Source organism: Bacillus sp. AK128, from assembly GCF_053903075.1.
This window is the reverse complement of sequence record NZ_CP096379.1, coordinates 675,277-696,055: the sequence shown is the minus strand read 5'-3', so window position 1 is coordinate 696,055 and position 20,779 is coordinate 675,277. Positions and strand designations below refer to the sequence as shown.

Below are 20,779 nucleotides of genomic sequence, written 5' to 3'. Positions count from 1 at the left end.
TTCTATTTTCTACTATAAAAAATCATCCCTAAACATAAAGGAGATTTACATGAACAAAGCTTTCATACTTCCATACTTGATGATCATTATTTTGGCTTCCTTACTTAGTGGCTGTAAAGAGCAAACAAAGACTGCCCCAGAACCTAATGAATCCGAAAAAGAAACCACTATTTCTATTCAACATGCCGCAGGTACGACAGAAGTACCAAGTAATCCTAAACGAATTGTTGTGCTAACTAATGAGGCAACCGAAGCTTTGCTTAAGCTTGGTATGAAGCCAGTAGGAGCAGTTAATTCCTGGGTGGGACAACCTTGGTACGATTATTTATCATCTGACATGGGTGGGATCGAGCCAGTTGGCTTTGAGCATGACCCCACTATTGAATCTATTAAAGCTCTCCAACCCGATTTAATTATTGGAAATAAGATGAGACATGAACAAATTTACGACGAATTATCAGAGATTGCTCCAACTGTCTACTCTGAAACACTACATAGTGATTGGAAAACGAATTTTACTTTTTATTCACGAGTGGTCAACCAAACAGAAGAAGGCCAACAAGTACTAGCAGATTGGCAAACTAAGCTGGAGGACTTTGCTAAAAAAGCAGGAGAACAGCTACAAGTAGAACTATCTGTTATTCGATTTATGACAGATCATGTTCGAATCTATCATATGGAATCATTTGCCGCATCAATTATAGAGGAAATCGGGCTACACCGTCCGGAAGCACAAGCAATACCAGATGTTGCTGAAATGATTTACACAACTCAACAAATGAATGCCATAGATGGAGATGTATTATTTTATTCCACCTATGATACAGAGGAAAACCTTGCAGAAAACCTTGAATCAGAATGGATCAATGATTCATCCTTTCAAAGTCTAGAAGTCATGCAATCCGGAAAGGTGATTAAGGTAGATGATAGCATTTGGCATCGCTCTGGTGGAGTCCTAGCAGCCGAACTTTTGCTTAGAGATTTAGAGGAAGCATTGTTTGAATAAAAAATGAAAAGTATGCTTGAACGACAGGTTTAGTTTTTAACCTGTCGTTTTTTAGTAAATGCTAGTTAGTGGTGCCATTTCAGATGGACTAATTACGTATCATTTCCTAAGCATGAGCTTACTTGTTCTGCATTGAGAATAATTGCGTAAATGCCCTAACTGGAACTAAAACAGATCCAGGTCCCCCTGGATTTGTTTTCTAAAAAACACTCTTCATAGGCTTCGTATTTCGAATCAGGTAAATAACAAGTGCTACAATAATTGCCACTGTAAGATAAGAAACCCAAGGGAGGTAGGTTTGAATTCCGGTACTTAACAATCTTGCACCACCAAAATTACCCAATCCTTCACCTAAACCGAATACAAAATTGGCTAGACCAAAGTAAGTTCCGATTAATTTTGCAGTGCCAAGCTGAGTAATCGTGATATCAATCGTAGGCATTAGAATCATCTCACCCACAATAAAAATGACCCCACTCACAATTAATAAGCCAAAATGATTGGCAAAATAAAGGGAGCTAATTCCTACCCCAATGAAAGTTGTTCCTAGCGCCAGGGCATTCATTGGATTTATTTTTCTGATAATCCGATTTGTTATCGTTGTTTGGAAAATGACAACGAGGATACTATTGAATGTCCAAATTAATGAGACCGCTGTTGGATTTTGCATAAAGGACTCTGCTCGTAAAGGTAAGGCTAATGCAAATTGTGCAAAAAGCCCCCAAACGAAAATACTCATGATCGAATAAATCACAAAGGCTTTATTTTTAAAAACTTCCAAGTATGATTGAAACGTAATATCTTCACATTCACCCTCACCACAATTTGCAGGAACATAAAGCCAGCTAATAATTCCAAGAACAAAAAACAGACCTGCGGAGATATAGAAAATAATGACTGACTCTTCTCCAATTAAAAAATAAGTCAACAGCCCAGCACTTGCTATACCGAGATTAGCTGCAATTCCTCTTAGTGAAAAGACAGTGGTACGATGATTCCCTTCAGATGCGAGAGCTGCAATCGCTGCTTTAGTGGAAGGAGAATTTAATCCACCACCTAATCCATTGATGAGAGCCACCACTAATAGTAATGAGTAGGTTTCTGCTAAGGCAAATCCAATTAATCCTACCCCCTTGACAAAGGCACCAATCACGATAATCATTCTTCGACCTATCCGATCAGCGAGCAACCCACCTAACACACTCCCACCTTGATATGAAAAAGAGCTAACAGCAAGTACCGTTCCAATCTGCACGATTGTTAGCTCCTTTAATACCTTCAAAACAATCGGGAGTAATGGTAACACAATATAGTAAGCTAAATGAGATAAGAGCACACCAAATAATAGTATTTTCAATGATCTTGGCAAGCTTTTAAAGTCTGTCTTAAACATACAATAGCCGACCCCCTTTGGATTAGCTTGACTCTGAAGCTTACGTTTCATCCACATTCATAAGAAGTTAGGTATTAGCGCATAATGGAAAAAGGATTATTTTATAAAAGGAGTGGGATTGAACTAATGAAAAGCAGAGTAGCTGCAGGGGTTCTCGGAATCTTACTTGGAAATTTCGGTGTACATAAGTTTTATTTAGGAAAAATCTGGATGGGACTATTATATTTAGTCTTCTCCTGGACAGGAATTCCAGGGATCATTGGCCTGATAGAAGGGATTCTTTACTTAGTAAAAACAGAAGAAGAATTTCATGCAAAATACGGATGATAAATTAAATGCTGTCAGCCCTTTTATAAAAAAGGCTCTCTCATTATAATGAAAAGCTTTGTTAAAAATTCGAGTTGATTGGAGTGGAAGGCGCTCGACTCCTGCGAGGAAAAAGGAAAGAGCTTTTTCTTCGGAGATAGATTGAAGCGTGAGACCCCGCAGACGAAGTCGAGGAGGCTCACGTCCCTCCCCGCGGAAAGCGAGTGCCTGCAGCGGAAATCAACGGACTCATTATAAATTCAATTTTTTAGTTAAAATATCAACAAAGTATAAGAATGACTGACAGCTACACTCAATGGAAATATTATTGAAAATTATACTCTCTAGAACGTTCGACCTTTTCAGAAAATGAATACTTTTCCTCCACAAAAACCTGATGCCAAAGCATAAACATCAAAACCGTCCATATTTTCCGACTATAATCATGGTGACCTAATACATGATCCTCTAATAACTGATTAACATATCCCTTATTGAACAGATGTCCCGTTTCACTCTCCTGTATGATTTGCTTCGCCCAGTCATACAGTTCGTTTTTAAGCCATAAACGGATGGGTACAGGAAACCCTAATTTCTTTCTATTCACAACATGGTCTGGTACCAGATCCTCGAATGCTTTCCGTAAAATCCATTTAGTAGTCTTCTGATTAATCTTTAATCCTGTTGGAATACTCTCTGCTACTCTTAGAACCTCCCGATCTAAAAACGGTACCCGAACCTCAAGTGAGCTTGCCATCGACATTTTATCAGCCTTCATTAAAATATCCCCGCGAAGCCATGTATGCAAATCAAGATACTGCATCTTTGTAACAGAATCATAGTCTCTTGCCTCGTTATAATATGGAGCCGTTATATTGTTAAAATGAGAACTAGGATCGTAATTTTTTAACAACTTTCTCTTCTCGGCTTCTGTAAACATTTTGGCATTGCCAATATATCTCTCTTCAATTGGAGTGCACCCTCGTTCAATGAAGCTTTTGCCACGTAAACCATGTGGTAGGGTATCAACTATATTTTTTAACAGTACCTTTATAGAATGAGGTAAATATTGAAACACTCTTAAGGATTGTGGCTCCTGATAAATACGATAGCCTCCAAATAATTCATCTGCCCCTTCACCAGATAACGCAACCTTTACAAACTCTCTTGCTTCTTTTGCTAGAAAATAAAGAGGGATGGTTGAGGGATCTGCCAGCGGATCATCCAAATGCCAAACAATTTTCGGTAGCTCTCTCTTAAAATCATCTGCATTTATATAAATAGAGTGATTGATGATTCCAAGCTTCCTTGCTGTTTCCTGAGCAACATCAATCTCATTGTAGCCTTCGTTTTCAAAGCCAATCGAGAAGGTCCGTAGATTTGGCGAAAATTCCTTTGCAACAGCTGCTATGATTGTGGAGTCAATCCCACCTGATAAAAAGGATCCGACTGGAACATCACTAATCATATGCTTTTCAACAGATTGAAATACAGTATCTCTTACTTTCCTTAATAATCGAGTCTCGTCATTTATAACCGGATGAAAGGATACTTTATGATATTGAAAGATCTCCGTATCTTTACCCAGCTTTTTTATAAAATAATGACCAGGTTCAATTCGACTAATGTTAGTACTCATTGTTCGTGGCTCAGGAACATATTGAAAGGTTAAATATTGTTGTAACGAAAAGTAATCAATTTGGTTACTTACTATACCCTCACCAACTAACAAGCTTTTCATCTCAGAAGCAAAGACAATTGAACCTTCCGTTTCCTTATAATATAGGGGTTTGATTCCAAACAAATCCCTTGCTCCAAACATCGTCCCTTCCCATCTATCCCAAATCACAAATGCAAACATCCCTCTTAGCTCATGAACAACTTGATCCCCTAATTCACTATATAGTGCAACAATAACCTCTGTATCTGAGTTTGTTTTGAATGTGTATCCTTTAAAAACCATCTTTTCTCTAAGCTCTTGGTGGTTATAGATCTCACCGTTAAACACAATCCAATATCTTTCACTATCGTCACTCATTGGTTGTGAACCATCTTCTAAATCGATAATACTTAGACGCCTAAATAACAAATCGATATGTTCATCCTGATAATGCCCCTCCTGGTCAGGCCCTCGGTGTTTAATAGCCGCACTCATGGATGTAACTTGATTATTTGAATCCCCGGATCTATTAGTATCTTGTAAACAAGCAATAAAACCACACATAATATTCCACCCTCTTCTTGATTCTGTAAATTTGACGATGGATTATTGTGCTTTGTTTCAATATATCACTTTATTTTGTAAAAAAATGTAAATAACGACTGCTTTTTTTAAAGGCTATGTTTTAAACCTTGGTGTTGATTTTCGTTACAGGACACTCGCTTTCCGCGGGGCGTGCGGTGAGCCTCCCCGTGGAAAGCGAGTGCCTGCAGCGGAAATCAACGGCCCCAATATAAATTCATGTTTCTGTTAATATAGAATAAATTATGCGAAAACAACCTTTAGAAAAGAACCTTTACAAACAAAAAACGTATCCCGAATATCGAGATACGTTTTTTCAATGTTATTATTCGCCTAGGCCTTCTTTTTTCAATGTTTCACTAAGGGCTTCGATTGCTGCGTCAGCATCGCTGCCTTCTGCTGTTATTTTAATTTGACTACCGCTTGGGATTCCTAAAGACATAACTCCCATAATAGACTTCAAATTAACTGTTCGGCCTTTGTACTCCAGATTAACATCGCTATCAAATCTTCCTGCTGCCTGTACTAATACGGTTGCCGGACGTGCATGTAGACCTGAGTCACTTGTAATTGTAAAAACCTTTTCTGCCATTGCTCATTCTCCTTTAGAAAAATTAAGATAGTTGAATGACTATTGCTGCACTTCCTTCTTCCATAATCCTACCATTAAAGCGGTAATGACTGCACCAATTAAAATAGCTAATAAGTACAATAATGGGTTGCCATTTACAACTGGGATTACGAATAGTCCACCGTGTGGGGCAGGTAAGCCAATACCAAATAGCATCGATAGTCCACCCGCTACTGCAGAACCTACAACAATCGAAGGGATGACTCTGCCTGGGTCAGCTGCTGCAAATGGAATCGCACCTTCCGTGATGAACGAAGCTCCCATGATATAGTTTGTCTTTCCTGCATCACGTTCAGCCTTCGTAAACTTTCTTTTAAAGAAGGTAGTTGCTAAAGCCAATCCTAATGGAGGTACCATTCCGCCAGCCATAATCGCTGCATGAGGAGCTAGATTTCCAGCATCAATCATTGCGATACCAAATGTGAAGGCTGCTTTGTTGATGGGACCACCCATATCTACTGCCATCATACCACCAAGAAGTAAACCAAGTAAAATCGTAGCATTACCTAAACCTTCAAGCCAACCTGTTAAAGCAGTGTTTAACGCTACAACTGGCTCAATCACTACATACATCATAAGTAAACCTGTTTTCAAAATACCAAGTAACGGGAAAAGAAGTACTGGTTTAATTCCTTCAAGTGCTTGTGGTAGACCTGATAACATCTTTTTTAGTAACACGACAATATAACCAGCTAAGAAACCAGCAATCAGTCCGCCTAAAAATCCTGCTCCACCGGTAGCTGCCATAAAGCCACCTACCATACCAGGTGCAAATCCAGGACGGTCCGCAATACTCATCGCGATAAACCCAGCTAATACAGGAATCATTAAACCAAATGCATTACCGCCACCAATCGTCATCAAAGCTTCTGCAATTGGGTGGTAGGAAGGATGGTCTGGATCAAACGCCTCAATTCCAAACAAGAAGGAAATCGCTATTAAAATACCGCCCCCGACAACAAATGGAAGCATATTTGATACACCATTCATTAGATGCTTATAGAAACCTGTGCGTTCAGACCGCTCACCCGCTGAACTTCCATCTCCATCACCAGATCCTTGGAAAATTGGCGCTGAGCCACTCACTGCCCGGTCAATTAATTCTTTTGGTTGTCTAATCGCTTGGGCTACAGGTACCTCAATAACTGGCTTCCCTTTAAACGGAGCCATATCTACCTTTGTATCAGCTGCAACGATAATCGCAGCTGCCTTTTCAATTTCTTCTGGAGTTAGTTTATTCTTCACTCCACTAGATCCATTTGTTTGAACTTTAATATCGATACCAAGCTCTTTTGCCTTAGCTTTTAAGGAATCAGCAGCCATATAAGTATGAGCAATCCCTGTTGGACAAGCCGTTACCGCTAAAACTAGCCTTGAGCCCGTTGAAATTGGTTGTTCATCAACTGCCTCTGCTTGTTCCTTTTCATCGATGGCTTGAATAACCTCATCCTTTGTTTTAGCAGATTCTATTCTTTGTCTGAACGCTGGGTCCATGAGGTAAGATGACAAGCGTGATAATGTTTCGAGATGTTCATTATTCGCCCCTTCACTTGCCGCAATCATAAAGAACAAATGACTTGGTTGACCATCTAATGCTTCATAGTCAACACCCTCAGTGCTTCTACCGAACGCAATCGCTGGAACCTTAACTGCACTAGTTTTGGCGTGAGGAATGGCAATACCCTCACCAATACCTGTCGTGCTTTGTGATTCCCTTGCTAAAATTGCTTCTTTAAACTTTCGGCGATCAAATAGTCTTCCTGCTGTAGATAATACATCCACTAACTCATCGATCACATCCTGTTTAGATGTAGCTTTTAAATCTAAAACGATGGTTTCTTTCTTTAACAGCTCTGTAATCTTCATGCCCTTTCCCCCTTATAATTTTTCCAATTGTATTTGTGTCACTATATGTTTAACTGCTTCTTCAGTACAAAGGTCTGACGAGAATGCAGTGGCCGTTCCTGAAGCAACACCATTCCGGAATGCCTCGGCAATATCTCCATTCTGTGAATAAGAAGCCATGAAACCCGCTACAGTTGAATCACCTGCTCCAACGGAGTTTTTCACAGTACCTTTTGGAACAGTTGCGACTAATGTCATATCGGCATTAACTAGGACAGCTCCCTCTCCCCCCATTGAAATAATGATGTTTTGAGGACCTTCGGTTAATAGCTTTCTACCATATGAAATGGCTTCTTCTTTAGAAGAAATGTCATGGCCTACTAGCTCTGCTAATTCGTGCTGATTAGGCTTAATAAGAAAAGGCTTATAGCTCAATGTTTCCTTAAGTGGTGGACCAGACACATCAATGACAAACGAAATGCCTTTCTCTTCGCATAAAGCAGCTAACGATTTGTAATAGTCGAGAGAAATCGATGGAGGAAAACTTCCTGCCAGTACAAAATAATCACCTTGCGTTAGGCCACCTATCAAGTTATATAGCTGCTCCTTCTGAGATTCACTAATAAAAGGACCACTGCCATTTATTTCTGTTTCTTGGTTTGTTTTTAATTTAATATTTATTCGAGTTGGTTCTTCAAGTTCGATGAATTGATGAGAGATTCCCTCTTGGTCTAAAAAGTCCGTGATGAACCTACCTGTAAATCCACCGATAAAACCTAATGCTTTGTTTTCAACCCCAAGTCTTTTTAGCACGCGGGAAACATTAATCCCTTTTCCTCCTGGATAATAGGAGGTTTGATCCGTCCTATTGAGCTTCCCTAGGGAAACACTCTCTAGTTCCACTACATAATCAATAGAGGGGTTTAGGGTACAAGAGTAAATCATTCAGGAACAACCTCAATTCTTGTTTTTTCTTTATATTCTGCAAGAATCTCGTTTTCTATCACATTTGTTATGATCGAAGCTTGATTTATATCAGCTATTCTTGCAAATGTCACTTCATGGAACTTTGTATTGTCAGCCAGGACATATGCCCTTTGCCCCAAGTGAAGCGCTTTTCTTTTAATTAACGCTTCTTCTGGATCAGGAGTTGTAAATCCGAATTGAGGGTGAACACCATTTACACCAATAAAGCTTTTATCAAAACGGAATTTTTTAATGCCTTCTAGTGCCCCAGCACCAATCAGCGCCCTTGTCTTTTGCTTAATATACCCACCAACTAAGAACGTATCTATATTTTGTTCAAGTAATGCCTCAAGATGGGTAAGTCCATTTGTGACAACTGTTATATCCTTGGCCTTTAAATAGGGAATCATTTGAAAAACAGTCGTTCCAGCATCAAGATATATACAATCTCCATCTCGAACTAAGCTAGCAGCATATCGAGCAATCGCTTCCTTTTCACTTAAGTTCTTAGTGGACTTTTCTTTAACGCTTAACTCTTCACCTTTTTGATGTAAAAGAGCTGCTCCTCCATGAACACGCTTTAATTTCTTATCCGCTTCGAGCTGACTTAAATCACGGCGGATGGTAGATTCAGATGATTGGGTAGCCTCCACAAACTCATGAAGGTTTACAACTTCCTTTTCCTCAATCATTTCTAAAATGATTCGGTGTCTCTCAGCAGTCAGCAATTTTTCCCACCCCCGTTTTGAACTCTTGAATGTATTTTACCGTAAGCCCTTACATTTTTCAATCAAAAACATTCATTTTCGTTCAATATAATTCAAACTCAATCAAAACTAGTCATTCAAAATTCACATCTATGTTAATCTTTTCCTATCATGAAGCTCTATAAATTAAAAACAGCCATCCAAAATGCATTGGATAGCCTGTCAATTTACTAATCTTTATCGTGGTGATGATGGTGCTTGTCCCAAGTTGGAATATAGCCATTTTCCTCTAATTTCTTAAAATGACCTTCCATTTTCTCGATAATCTCTGTACCTTTTTCCTCGGTAAGGACTCCATATTCTATGTACTTCTTAATTATTTCTTTCTTATCTTCTAGCATATCCTCATGAAGCTCTTGAAGTTCTTCCTTTTGTTTATCAGTTAACACAACCTTTGGCTTTTCTTCCGATGCTACGTCCTTTTCAGCCTGGACAGGATTAAGTAAAACAGCGAACGATAAGCAAAGCATGGCTAAAATCATTGAAACTCTTTTCATCTATTTCTACCTCCTTTTATATAGATACGTTGATAGTATTTATGTTTAAAGGAGGTATTATGCATTAGGGATGGAAGTTTGTGATCCATCTTTGAATCTTTTCATTCTTATAAACCTTTGAGATCATATTTAAAAAGGACAGCGGAATCTTTTTTGGAAAGAATGAACGCTGATAAAATTTAAAATAGGCTAGTTTAATATCATCCCATTGGCTACAATTTTTCACTTGTCTAAATCGCGCAACATCGATTAACTTTATTTCGCCTTGATTAGTCACCATAATATTTTTCAAATGGATATCGGAAGGGTTTAAACCGAACTCCCTTGCTTGTCTAAGTGCATCATCAATTTCCTTTATATGCTCAGGTCTTACTTTAACCCCTAAGCGCAAACAATCAAATAATGTGGTTCCTTCAATATAATCAATCACAATATAATTGTTTCCTGCCCCGTGTAATCTTGGAAAATAAGAACTTAATTGCAGCTTTTGATATATCTCTGCTTCTTCCTTTGCAATATGGATCAGTGAGGGGAAAAACACCTTTAAAGCAAAGTTGGTATGATGGATTCGAAAGACAACCGCACTTCTCCCCTCTCCAATTAACGCTAAGCTAGAATCATACTTACATAGCTTAGTTATACCATTTTCTTCAGAAAACACGATGCTAGCAGCAAGCTCTTCAAATGATTTCATTTTTCTCCTCCAGCATTGTGGCCAATCAATCTCTATTTTCTATTATATGATATAAATGATGAAAAACGCGTGAAATTACTCTTCAACTAAGAGAAATACCTCTTCAGATAAAAAAACAAGAAGAACCCGCAGATTCTCCTCATTTTTTGTTATTTTCTATTATTAAATTCTACTTTTATCTTTTCTAATAATTCAGGCTTCGTTAGGATATCAAGACCTGTTAATGCCATCGTCTTTGCACCTAGCATCATGCCTTCTTTCCCCATTTCACTCATTGCTGCTTGTTGGAATTCTGGAGTATGACAAGCTGCACGTTCAGTAGTGATTTGAATATAAGGATGAATGGATGGCACAACATAGCTTACATTTCCCATATCAAGGGATCCAGAATCACTATTTTGAACGATAATCTCCGTTGGATCCACGCCAAGTGAAACCAGGTTATCTGTAAATGTATCAGAAAGTAGCTCATTTGTAATCATGTCATCATACGAAAATTCATAATTTGAAATCTCTAAACGAGCCCCTGTTGCAATACCTGCTGCTTGGGCACAGGCCTTCACTTTTTCAGCAACTTCATTTACATAGCTACGATTAGAGGCCCGAACATAAAACTGTGCGACCGCATAATCAGGAACAATATTGGCTGCCTTTCCACCTTCAGAAATAATTCCATGAATTCTTACGTCAGATTTCACATGCTGCCTCAATGCATTAATACTATTAAAGGTTTGAATAACAGCATCTAGGGCATTAATTCCTTCATAAGGTGCTGCCGCAGCATGCGCCGCACGTCCAAAGAATTCAAATTGAATCGCATCCATCGCTAATGAAGCCCCACTCTTCTGATAATGATCAAGTGGATGAACCATCATCGCTACATCTAAATGATTAAATACACCAGCTTCAGCCATTGTTACTTTGCCACCACGTGTCTCCTCTGCAGGTGTTCCATAAACATATACTTTTCCTCCGGTTTCAGCTAAGGCTGCAGTTAATCCAATCCCAGCTGCTACTGCCATTGTCCCAATTAAATTATGACCACATGCGTGACCCAATCCAGGAAGTGCATCATACTCAGCCATAAATCCAATCGATGGTCCTGGCTTACCACTATCATAAACAGCTGTAAATGCGGTTGGTAAATCACATGTTCCAACTGTTACAGAAAAACCATGCTGTGTTAACTTTTCCGATAAAATCTTGCATGCCTTAACTTCTTCATGACCAAGCTCTGGATTATTTCCAATGTACTCACTAATCTCATAAAAGTCCTTTTGTAGTTCATCTATTGTTGCTAAAATTTGTTCTCTCATTTTCCTTCCCCCTCATAAAGTTTTCTCTCTATTTAAAAGTTTATTTTAGTTAGTCATTCAAAGGCAATTATTATTTTAAAAAGGCTGTTTTCGCATACTTTGTTGCTATTTCACCAAAAAATGAAATTATATTGGGTCCGTTGACTTCCGCTGCAGGCACTCGCTTTCCGTGGGGAGGGACTTGAGCCTCCTCGGCTTTGCCTGCGGGGTCTCAAGCTTCCCTCTATTTCCCACAGGAGTCGAGTGCCTTCCGCTCCAATCAACTCAATGCTTTCACAATGCTATTCAAATAACAACAATCTTTACCAAAAGAGCCTTTTAATAAGTTTAACGTACTGTCCTGAAGTGACCGATAAACTGGTCGGGAGTGGTTTCTACATAATAAGGGAAAACCCCCTGATTCGTATGTAGGTATAAACAGCCAAATTCCTCTGACATTTCTCGGTAAGATACGTCATACACATTCTTAAGAGAAAAGGTATTAGTGGCAGTCACAATCTTATCCTCGTAAAGCTCGATATACTCAATACTCTTTATTTGCTGTTGTTCAAGTCTAATGATCTTCCGTTCAATTTTTATATAAGGCTGAGAATAAATGATCGGTTCATCACTCCTTTCATTAGTTCTTTTAATCAATATAACCTATCTCATAAAATTTATCGAAACATAATCATTGACGAATACATTTATGTGTTTTATAATTTATCTCAGGTTCATATATCTCAAATTAAAGATATAGTAATTAAAAATAATTAAAAGCGAGGGATTTTATTATGACAGTATCGAAATGGACAGTTGACACTGCACACAGCAGCATCGAATTTTCAGTAAGACACATGGTAATTTCAACAGTAAAAGGTTCATTCAACAGCTACAGCGCAACAGTTGAAGCAGATCCAAAGGATTTAACAACTGCAGCAATCGAGTTCTCAGTAGACTTAGCTAGCGTTGATACTCGTAACGAAGACCGTGACAATCACTTACGTTCTGCTGACTTCTTTGATGTTGAGCAATTTCCAACAATGACATTCAAAGCAACTTCAGTTGAAAAGACAGACGAAGATGAGTACAACGTAACGGGTGATGTAACTCTTCACGGTGTAACTCGCCAAGAAACGTTCAAAGTAGTATACGAAGGTTCTGGTTTAGATCCATGGGGTAACGAAAAAGTTGGTTTCAGTGCAACTACTAAATTAAATCGTAGTGACTATGGCTTAACTTGGAACGCAGCTCTTGAAACAGGTGGAGTATTAGTTGGAGACCAAATCAAGGTTTCTCTAGAAATCCAAGCAGCAAAAGAAGCTTAAAATCATATCAAAAAACTCTTCAAAGAATTCTTTGAAGAGTTTTTTTGTTATGATTTACCCCATTCATGTAACTCTAATCTACGGACACCCTCAATGACATAAGGATCTTTTTCTGCTAATTCTTTCGCTTCCGCTAATGAACCTGCTATATAGATTACCATTCCGCCAGATCCATCAACAAAAGGACCTCTTGCAAATATTTTCCCCGCTTCATCTAGACTTGTTAAATAATCTAAATGTTGTCCACGAAATTGTTCATTTAACTCAGGTTTTTCCATATGTAAAATCGCTGCAAAATAAGCCAATCTGATCACTCCTTTTTAAGTCTATTTTAATTTAGGGATGCTAAGGAAGACAATCTTAATTTAGATATTCTTATTCAAACTAAATTTCGCTTGAGTTTAATACCTTGCCTAGTTTTCTCAGTATCTGATTAATTTCCCTCATTGACATTCACTTTCCGCATTACATCAGCCAAAAAAAGCAGACTCCGTATTCTAGAGTCTGCTTTCATGTATGGGTTTATTATATTTTGCGTACGTTAGTCGCTTGGGGTCCACGTTGGCCGTTTTCGATTTCAAACTCAACATCTTGTCCCTCATCTAACGACTTATAACCCTCACCTTGGATCGCTGAGAAATGTACGAATACATCTTCCCCACCATCTCTTTCAATAAATCCAAAACCCTTTTCACTGTTAAACCATTTTACTTTGCCGCGTTCCATTTTGTTGCCTCCTAATATGTAAAAATTACATAATTTAATGTTGCAGTCTTATTATGTCCCAAAAATTCGGTTATAAACCAAAAAATCATCAGAAATTTATTGCTTATGTGGGTTTAATTGGTGAGATTTTTTTCCTCACAATAATCACATATTATTTATGGGACATGCCGACCAAGGTATATTCCCGATAAATCAACTATTTGAGGGAGGAATGTTAGGATGGGTATTTTAAGCGGTAATCCACAAAATGAGCCTATGCATTATGGTGAGGTTTTTGGAACATGGAGCTATTTATCAACGACTAATCAACTATTAGCTTGCTACCAGACCTATATCAATCATAATGGCGATGATGACTTAGACGACATTCTTCGTGATATGACTCGTTCCATGAAGGATGAAATTAAGCAAGTCGAAAACTTATTGAAGACTAATGGGATTGCTTTACCTCCTGCACCTCCAGAAAAACCAGTCGCAAACGTGGAAAATATTCCAGCTGGTGCAAGATTTACTGACCCTGAAATTGCAGCAGCGGTATCAATGAATCTTGCGCAGGGATTGGTTACTTGCAGTCAAATCATGGGTCAATGTATTCGTGAAGATATCGCCTTAATGTATGGTAAATTTCATACGACTAAGGCTACATTTGCAGCTCGTTTGCTAAGAATCAATAAAGAAAAGGGCTGGTTAATTCCACCGCCACTTCATTTATCGACTCCAGAGTTAGCGACGGTTTAATTAAATAACAATGGAGAAAGCAGTTATTCCAAGTGGATAACTGCTTTCTCCATTACATTCATTCCAATTACTAACTTGGGTAAACGGTACTTTATTATCAAAAACTAATCAAGCATAACAATCAATTAGGAGGTTTTTAATTTGTTCTATCATGTGAAAGAACTTCAATATAATGCAAAACCAACAAGTCCTGATCCGGTTTATGCTAAAAAGCTACAAGAGATTCTAGGTGGACAGTATGGTGAAATGTCCGTCATGATGCAATATTTATTCCAAGGCTGGAATTGCCGTGCTGAAAATAAATATAAAGATATGATTTTAGACATTGCAACAGAAGAAATCGCCCACGTAGAAATGATTGCGACTATGATTGCGCAGTTATTGGATGGTGCACCTGCTGGTGATCAAGATCAGGCAGCGACAGATCCAGCAGTTCAGGCTGTCCTTGGTGGTATGAATCCACAGCATGCGATTGTTAATGGCCTAGGGGCACAACCAAACGACAGTGTTGGTTTCCCTTGGACTGCTCGTTATACGATTGCTAGTGGTAACCTTTTAGCTGACTTTAGAGCAAATCTAAATGCAGAATCACAAGGGCGTTTACAGGTCGTTCGTTTATATGAAATGACGACTGATCCTGGTGTCAGAGACATGCTTTCCTTCTTAATTGCAAGAGATACGATGCACCAAAATCAATGGATGGCAGCAATTGAAGAGTTGGAACAAACTCAAGGTGCTGTTGTGCCTAGTACCTTTAACCAAGAATACGAAAAACAAGAGGTTTCGTACTCGTTTATGAATTTCTCAGAAGGCGAAGAAAGTAGAACAGGCCGCTGGGCTAATGGTCCAACATTAGATGGACAAGCTAATTTTGAATATGATGCTGAACCTAAGCCTATGGGACAAATTCCACAATTAATTCCTGCACCACCGTTTATCCATGGAACACCTCCATTAGATATGAGAATCATGCAGGGTGCTGGAAAAATGGAGCAAAACCAAAACTTTATGCAGCATTAATAAAAAATAGCCAGCTAAAATTAGCTGGCTATTTTTTCAAATCATCCTTTACTCTGAGTAATCTGAGACCATTCAAGGTTACTAGCAAGGTTGCACCCATATCAGCAAAAATGGCAATCCAAAGGGTGAGCCAGCCTGGAACGACCAACAATAGAGCGACAAGTTTAATTCCAAGAGAAAAGGTAATATTTTGTTTAATAATCGTTAATGCTTTTCGGCTCAGCTTAATCGTAAATGGTAGCTTTCTTAAATCATCACCCATTAAAGCAATATCAGCTGTTTCCAAAGCTGTATCCGTACCAGCACCGCCCATTGCGATTCCTACTGTTGATGCGGCTAACGCAGGAGCATCATTAACACCATCTCCAACCATAGCCACCTTCTTATACTTCTCTCGTAACTGTTTGATATAGGCTAACTTATCCTGAGGTAATAGTTCTGCTTGGATATCAGTCACTCCTACCTGGTCACCTATAGCCTTAGCGGTCCCAGGATTATCACCAGTTAACATGACAGTTTTCTCAATTCCTATATCATGAAGTGCTTTTATAACAAGGTTACTTGTTTCTCTTACCTCGTCCGCGATCCCGATAATCGAGATAACTGAATCTTTGGTAGCAGTAACAATGACCGTTTTACCGGCATCTTGTAGCTTTTTGATGACTGTTGGATCGATGACATCTGTAATCGTCCTAATAAAATCTGGACTTCCGACATAATATTCTACATTGTTAACTGTTCCTCGAACACCTTTTCCTGTAATCGAGCTAAAAGCTTCTACCTCAACAGACTGATAATCAATCTGCTCTTCCTCTGCTTTTTTCATAATTGCAGCCGCTAATGGATGCTGCGATTTATTTTCCAATGCAGCAATCACCTTTAGCTGTTCAGCTATCGAATCATCAAAGACAGGAATAAAATCAGTTACCTTTGGTGAACCCTTTGTTAAGGTACCAGTTTTATCAAAAGCTATTGCTTTAATAGCTCCCGCTTCCTCTAAGTGAATGCCACCCTTAATTAACACACCATTCCTAGCAGCATTTCCAATGGCCGTCACAATTGAAACAGGGGTTGAAATAACTAATGCACAAGGGCAACCCACTACAAGCGCTGCAAGCCCTTGGTATACCCACGTACTCCAATCCGCTTGAAAGAACAACGGTGGAATAACAGCAATTCCTAAAGCAGCTAGCATAATGAGAGGAGTGTAGTATTTGGCAAAAACATCTACGAACGCCTGTGATGGTGCCCGTTCTGCTTGAGCCTCTTCGACTAAGTGAATGATCTTTGCAATGGTTGTATCCTCTACCCTTTTGGTTACTTGGATTTCAAGTATACCTTCTTCATTTAGCGTCCCTGCAAACACTTCATCATTGATTTCCTTGGTCACCGGTACTGATTCTCCGGTAATCGCTGCTTGGTTAACAGCTGAAATCCCTTTTATTACTTTTCCGTCCATAGCAATTTTCTGACCCGGCTTTATGATTAAAATATCGCCAATCAGAATTTCATCAACAGGAATTCTGATCTCTTGTTGCCCTCTACGGATGAGAGCATCCTTAGGGGAAATATCCATTAAGGAACGAATCGATTGGCGTGCCTTATCCATTGAGTAGACTTCTAACACTTCACTGATGGCAAATAAAATCACCACCATCGCCCCTTCTCCCCACTCACCGATAAACGCTGCCCCAATAATCGCAATCGTCATCAACGTTCGCATATCAAATTGGAAGCGAACTAGGTTTTTTAGCCCTGTAATAAAGAGACGATGTCCTCCAATTAGAATGGAAGCAACATATGCAAGCACCGATAGTAAGCTATCCTCACCATATAAATAACCTGCGAGCCATCCCATAAATAAAAATAGGGCTGAGACAACTACGTTTCCATGCTTTTTCCAAAACGGTTCACTTACTTCTTGAAATCGTTCATGTTCTGGAATGATTTTTAAGTTTTCAAAGGCACCAGCCTGCTCAAGCTTCTGTATCGTTGTTTCGCCAAATACCGTGAGCTTAGAAGCACCAAAGTTTACATTCGCATCCTCAACACCATCCAGGTGCTGTACGTTCTTTTCGAACTTTTGGGCACAGCCTGCTCAGGAAAAGCCCTGGACACGATATACCGATTTATTCATTGGTTGAGCTGATGTGTCAGTCACGTAAGGCCACCTCCTTTTGATGAGTAAAGGCGATTTGGACTAACTGTTTAACATGCTCGTCATCTAAAGAATAAAAAACAAGCTTTCCTTCTTTTCTATACTTCGCTAATCCCATATTTCTTAATAATCTTAAGTGATGTGAGGCAGTCGCTGTTGTACTCCCAATAATATTGGCAACATCACATACACATAGCTCCTCTTCAATACATAAAGCATAAGCAACCTTGATCCTAGTATCGTCTGCAAGTGCTTTATATATTTTGGCTACCCCATTTGTATTTTGCTGATTTAACTCATTCTTTACTCGGTTTACCTTATCATTATCAAAACAAGTAATTTCACAAACATCTGCTTTGACCATTTGTATCACCCTTTATCATTCAAACGTTCTTTTGAATATTAGTATATGAAAAGGTTTAAAAATTGTCAAAATTTTTTACTCAATATATAAAGTATGACTATAGTAGGATTTCCACACAATAAGTGAGAATGTTTTCACATAAAAATAAACCATGAAGAACCCCTTATTGATGGTTTCTTTCATGGTTTTGAGTGATTCGCTTGTTTTCTCTTTATTAAAATATAAATTCCAAATAGGACAAGACCTGCGATTGTCATATAAATTTTCTCTTGTCCCTCCCAGTTCATATATTGGCTAACAGCAAAACCCTCGATTAGGACAGCTGGAATTTTACCTAAAAGAGTAGCTAATCCAAAAGTAGTTAGGGTCACACTACTAAATGAAGCTCCAATATTAATCAATCCAGAAGGTACAAATGGCAATAGCCTTAGTGAGAATATGACAAAGAATGCTCCGGCTCCTGTTGATGTTGTTAGCCTATTAACAAGCGGAAACCTGAGTTCCTTCTCTTTTATTAATAGCTTAATTCCTTTTCTATAAAGGTATAAAGAAATGATACTGCCTGTCACCTCTCCAACTAAGGAAAGCATGATCCCCTCCCACAAACCAAATACATAAATGTTCGCAGCTGTCACAAAGAAGCTAGGGATGAAGGCAAATAAACTTATTATGATATTAATGGAGATGCTTATTAGATAGGATACTTCTTGATTATTATTCAGTAGCTGGGTGATGAAATCTGTCACGATAAAACCTACACTTTCTATAAGAAGTTCTTCTTATTATAACTCAGTATTCAAACAAAAAAGATACGGAAAATGAAACACGACATTTTCCATATCTTTTAGTTAATTTCTAATTCACTTCTGCTTTTAAAGGATTTCTTTTTAAAAAGTCTACAATATGTTCGGCAATTTCTTCTCCTTTTTCCTCTTGAAGAAAATGCCCAGCGTCTTGAATGGTAATCTCAGGTTCCTGTTGAGCTGTTGGAATTAACTTCCTAAAGAATCGATCCCCACCTCTAGTGATGGGATCCTTATCCGAGAACATGACAAGTGTCGGTTTCTCCCATGTTGAGAAAACTTCTCTTGCAGCTCTTAGTTCCTTAGCTCCTTCGTCATCCTCTTTCATTGGTACTAATAATGGAAACATTGCTGCACCCGCTTTATACGTAACATCTGGGAACGGGGCTTCATAAGCAGCTATTACTTCGGCAGTTATATGATCGGGGCTTGCCATACTTTTTTGAATGAGTGACCCGATTGGTAAATCAACAGTCCGTTCAGCATACGTTCTCCAGGCTAAAAACCCTCTTGTCGGTGGAATATCACCAGTCGGAAGACCTGTGTTCATAATTACCAATCTCGCCGTTTTTTCCTTGAGTTCAGCTGCAGTCCTTAATCCAATAAGCCCTCCCCAATCCTGAACGACGAAGGTTATATTCTGTAAGTCTAGTTTTTCTATAAATTCCTTTAAAGTATCCACATGCATTTGAAAGCTATAGGCATCTTTATCTGTAAACTTATCTGACTTGCCAAATCCAATAAAATCTAAAGCAATCACCCTATTATTTTTTGCAAGGGTCGGTATCATTTTTCGATATAGATAGGACCAGGTGGGCTCACCGTGTAGACAAAGAATGATATCACCTTGGCCCTCATCAATATAATGGATTCGTGCCCCATTTATTGAAATGTAATTAGGGTTAAACGGGAAATCCGGTAAATCTAAAAAGCGTTCTTCTGGTGTTCTTATAAAAGACATCATCATCACTCCTTTTTTAACTTACAATTCACTTATTCTATGAATTCCACAATAATTCCTCTTATTTCGGACAAGGTATTAAATATTAGTAGTATGAAGGGTTAGTTGAAAAGTCAATAATGGTGAAATAGAGGAAAAGTAGGTGTATAGAATGAACCATTATATGATGATTGCGACCGAACTAGCAGCAGGCTTAGTTTTATTATTTATCATAACGAAGATTTTAGGGAAAACCCAGTTTGCCCAAATTACCCCCTTTGATTTTATATCAGCCCTTATTTTAGGGGAATTAGTAGGTAATGCGATTTATGATCATGAAGTAAAAATCGGGGAAATTGTATTTAGTACTGTTGTCTGGGGTGCCTTAATTTATACAATAGAAAAGCTAACCCAAAAATTCAGGCGTACACGGAAGCTCTTAGAAGGAGATCCCAACATCGTGATTCATAAAGGAAATATTCGATATGATGCCTTAAAGAAGGGGAAACTTGACCTTAACCAGCTAATGAGTTTAATTAGACAGCAAGGCTATTTTTCCATTTCAGAGGTTGAATTTGCTGTTTTAGAGACAAACGGGAAGGTAAGTGTTCTTCCGAAGGCAGAGCATGATACCCCAAAGGTTAGTGATTTAAATTTATCCGTTCAGCCTGCTCAGCTACCAATTGCCTTAATTCTAGATGGTGAAGTGGTGAGTGAAAACTTAACCGAAATCAACCAAGATCAAACCTGGCTTAATAAGCAGCTATCTGCGCAAAGTATCGGTAGTGCGAAAGAGGTTCTTTATGCAGAATATAAGGAGAACCAACCATTATATATGGTTAAGTATAGTAGTAAATCTGGTTGAAAAATGTGTAAACGAAGGAACTCTCCTTTCATATTTAATCGGCTCTCTTTTCGAGTCCGAACGTGAAAAAACAACTCAACTATTGCATATTTTTTTAGCATGTAAGCAATCGGCGAAAATAAATAAGCGGAGTTTTTCCGGTTAAATTAAGAATGGGACTCTTTTGAGGCTAAATAAGGGAAGAATTTCCTGTTA

Annotated in this window: 22 protein-coding genes; 6 read left to right on the top strand and 16 right to left on the bottom strand. The window is 38.6% G+C overall.

Going from position 1 to position 20,779, the window contains the following annotated elements:
* The first annotated feature begins 49 nt into the window (after positions 1 to 49).
* A complete protein-coding gene (locus M1D60_RS03100; RefSeq protein WP_456277756.1) occupies positions 50 to 1,006 on the top strand; it encodes an ABC transporter substrate-binding protein in 957 nt (318 codons plus the stop codon).
* 199 nt (positions 1,007 to 1,205) lie between these two features.
* Here the strand turns inward: M1D60_RS03100 and M1D60_RS03095 are convergent, their stop codons facing one another.
* Positions 1,206 to 2,399, bottom strand: coding sequence for an MFS transporter (locus M1D60_RS03095; protein ID WP_456277755.1), 1,194 nt, complete (start codon positions 2,397 to 2,399; stop codon positions 1,206 to 1,208).
* A 126-nt stretch (positions 2,400 to 2,525) separates the two neighbouring features.
* Between M1D60_RS03095 and M1D60_RS03090 the strand changes: the two genes are divergently transcribed.
* Entirely contained in the window at positions 2,526 to 2,726 is a 201-nt protein-coding gene (locus M1D60_RS03090; RefSeq protein ID WP_456277754.1) for a TM2 domain-containing protein, read from the top strand.
* 304 nt (positions 2,727 to 3,030) lie between these two features.
* Here the strand turns inward: M1D60_RS03090 and asnB are convergent, their stop codons facing one another.
* The 9 genes from asnB to M1D60_RS03045 all read right to left on the bottom strand — a co-directional run bounded on the left by asnB (position 3,031) and on the right by M1D60_RS03045 (position 12,299).
* A complete protein-coding gene (gene asnB / locus M1D60_RS03085) occupies positions 3,031 to 4,929 on the bottom strand; it encodes an asparagine synthase (glutamine-hydrolyzing) (protein ID WP_456277753.1) in 1,899 nt (632 codons plus the stop codon).
* A 343-nt stretch (positions 4,930 to 5,272) separates the two neighbouring features.
* Positions 5,273 to 5,539 carry a phosphocarrier protein HPr gene (locus M1D60_RS03080; protein ID WP_456277752.1) on the bottom strand — a complete coding sequence of 89 codons (267 nt, stop codon included), beginning with the start codon at positions 5,537 to 5,539 and terminating at the stop codon, positions 5,273 to 5,275.
* Between the two features lie 39 nt (positions 5,540 to 5,578).
* The gene (locus M1D60_RS03075) at positions 5,579 to 7,444 is read right to left on the bottom strand and encodes a PTS fructose transporter subunit IIABC (RefSeq protein ID WP_456277751.1); all 1,866 of its coding nucleotides are present in this window, start codon (positions 7,442 to 7,444) and stop codon (positions 5,579 to 5,581) included.
* Between the two features lie 12 nt (positions 7,445 to 7,456).
* The gene (gene pfkB, locus M1D60_RS03070) at positions 7,457 to 8,368 is read right to left on the bottom strand and encodes a 1-phosphofructokinase (RefSeq protein WP_456277750.1); all 912 of its coding nucleotides are present in this window, start codon (positions 8,366 to 8,368) and stop codon (positions 7,457 to 7,459) included.
* A complete protein-coding gene (locus M1D60_RS03065; RefSeq protein ID WP_456277749.1) occupies positions 8,365 to 9,117 on the bottom strand; it encodes a DeoR/GlpR family DNA-binding transcription regulator in 753 nt (250 codons plus the stop codon). The genes pfkB and M1D60_RS03065 overlap by 4 nt, the downstream gene beginning before the upstream one ends.
* A gap of 209 nt (positions 9,118 to 9,326) precedes the next feature.
* Positions 9,327 to 9,653 carry a YckD family protein gene (locus M1D60_RS03060; RefSeq protein ID WP_456277748.1) on the bottom strand — a complete coding sequence of 109 codons (327 nt, stop codon included), beginning with the start codon at positions 9,651 to 9,653 and terminating at the stop codon, positions 9,327 to 9,329.
* A 64-nt stretch (positions 9,654 to 9,717) separates the two neighbouring features.
* Entirely contained in the window at positions 9,718 to 10,347 is a 630-nt protein-coding gene (locus M1D60_RS03055) for a protein kinase family protein (RefSeq protein WP_456277747.1), read from the bottom strand.
* 149 nt (positions 10,348 to 10,496) lie between these two features.
* Entirely contained in the window at positions 10,497 to 11,663 is a 1,167-nt protein-coding gene (locus M1D60_RS03050) for a M20 family metallopeptidase (protein WP_456277746.1), read from the bottom strand.
* Between the two features lie 327 nt (positions 11,664 to 11,990).
* A complete protein-coding gene (locus tag M1D60_RS03045; RefSeq protein ID WP_456277745.1) occupies positions 11,991 to 12,299 on the bottom strand; it encodes a hypothetical protein in 309 nt (102 codons plus the stop codon).
* Between the two features lie 137 nt (positions 12,300 to 12,436).
* Here M1D60_RS03045 and M1D60_RS03040 point away from each other — a divergent pair, with 137 nt between their 5' ends.
* A complete protein-coding gene (locus M1D60_RS03040) occupies positions 12,437 to 12,970 on the top strand; it encodes a YceI family protein (protein ID WP_456277744.1) in 534 nt (177 codons plus the stop codon).
* A 47-nt stretch (positions 12,971 to 13,017) separates the two neighbouring features.
* Here M1D60_RS03040 and M1D60_RS03035 read toward each other — a convergent pair whose 3' ends face one another.
* Both M1D60_RS03035 and M1D60_RS03030 read right to left on the bottom strand, forming a co-directional pair.
* Positions 13,018 to 13,275 (bottom strand): YciI family protein, encoded by a 258-nt coding sequence (locus M1D60_RS03035; protein ID WP_456277743.1) that lies wholly within the window; start codon positions 13,273 to 13,275, stop codon positions 13,018 to 13,020.
* A 220-nt stretch (positions 13,276 to 13,495) separates the two neighbouring features.
* Complete coding sequence (locus M1D60_RS03030) at positions 13,496 to 13,696, bottom strand: cold-shock protein (protein ID WP_456277742.1); 201 nt, start codon at positions 13,694 to 13,696, stop codon at positions 13,496 to 13,498.
* Between the two features lie 219 nt (positions 13,697 to 13,915).
* Here M1D60_RS03030 and M1D60_RS03025 point away from each other — a divergent pair, with 219 nt between their 5' ends.
* Positions 13,916 to 14,434, top strand: coding sequence for a DUF3231 family protein (locus M1D60_RS03025; protein WP_456277741.1), 519 nt, complete (start codon positions 13,916 to 13,918; stop codon positions 14,432 to 14,434).
* A 141-nt stretch (positions 14,435 to 14,575) separates the two neighbouring features.
* Positions 14,576 to 15,454: a manganese catalase family protein gene (locus tag M1D60_RS03020; RefSeq protein ID WP_456277740.1), complete on the top strand. Its 879-nt coding sequence runs from the start codon at positions 14,576 to 14,578 to the stop codon at positions 15,452 to 15,454.
* A 28-nt stretch (positions 15,455 to 15,482) separates the two neighbouring features.
* Here the strand turns inward: M1D60_RS03020 and M1D60_RS03015 are convergent, their stop codons facing one another.
* From M1D60_RS03015 to M1D60_RS03000, 4 genes are all read right to left on the bottom strand, one after another.
* Positions 15,483 to 17,591, bottom strand: coding sequence for a heavy metal translocating P-type ATPase (locus M1D60_RS03015; protein WP_456279337.1), 2,109 nt, complete (start codon positions 17,589 to 17,591; stop codon positions 15,483 to 15,485).
* 16 nt (positions 17,592 to 17,607) lie between these two features.
* Complete coding sequence (locus M1D60_RS03010; protein WP_456277739.1) at positions 17,608 to 17,976, bottom strand: ArsR/SmtB family transcription factor; 369 nt, start codon at positions 17,974 to 17,976, stop codon at positions 17,608 to 17,610.
* Positions 17,977 to 18,155: 179 nt separating this feature from the next.
* Positions 18,156 to 18,722, bottom strand: coding sequence for a TVP38/TMEM64 family protein (locus M1D60_RS03005; RefSeq protein WP_456277738.1), 567 nt, complete (start codon positions 18,720 to 18,722; stop codon positions 18,156 to 18,158).
* Between the two features lie 109 nt (positions 18,723 to 18,831).
* On the bottom strand, positions 18,832 to 19,746 hold the full coding sequence (locus tag M1D60_RS03000; RefSeq protein ID WP_456277737.1) for a haloalkane dehalogenase: 915 nt from the start codon (positions 19,744 to 19,746) through the stop codon (positions 18,832 to 18,834).
* A gap of 145 nt (positions 19,747 to 19,891) precedes the next feature.
* Here M1D60_RS03000 and M1D60_RS02995 point away from each other — a divergent pair, with 145 nt between their 5' ends.
* Positions 19,892 to 20,584 (top strand): DUF421 domain-containing protein, encoded by a 693-nt coding sequence (locus M1D60_RS02995; protein WP_456277736.1) that lies wholly within the window; start codon positions 19,892 to 19,894, stop codon positions 20,582 to 20,584.
* Positions 20,585 to 20,779 lie beyond the last annotated feature (195 nt).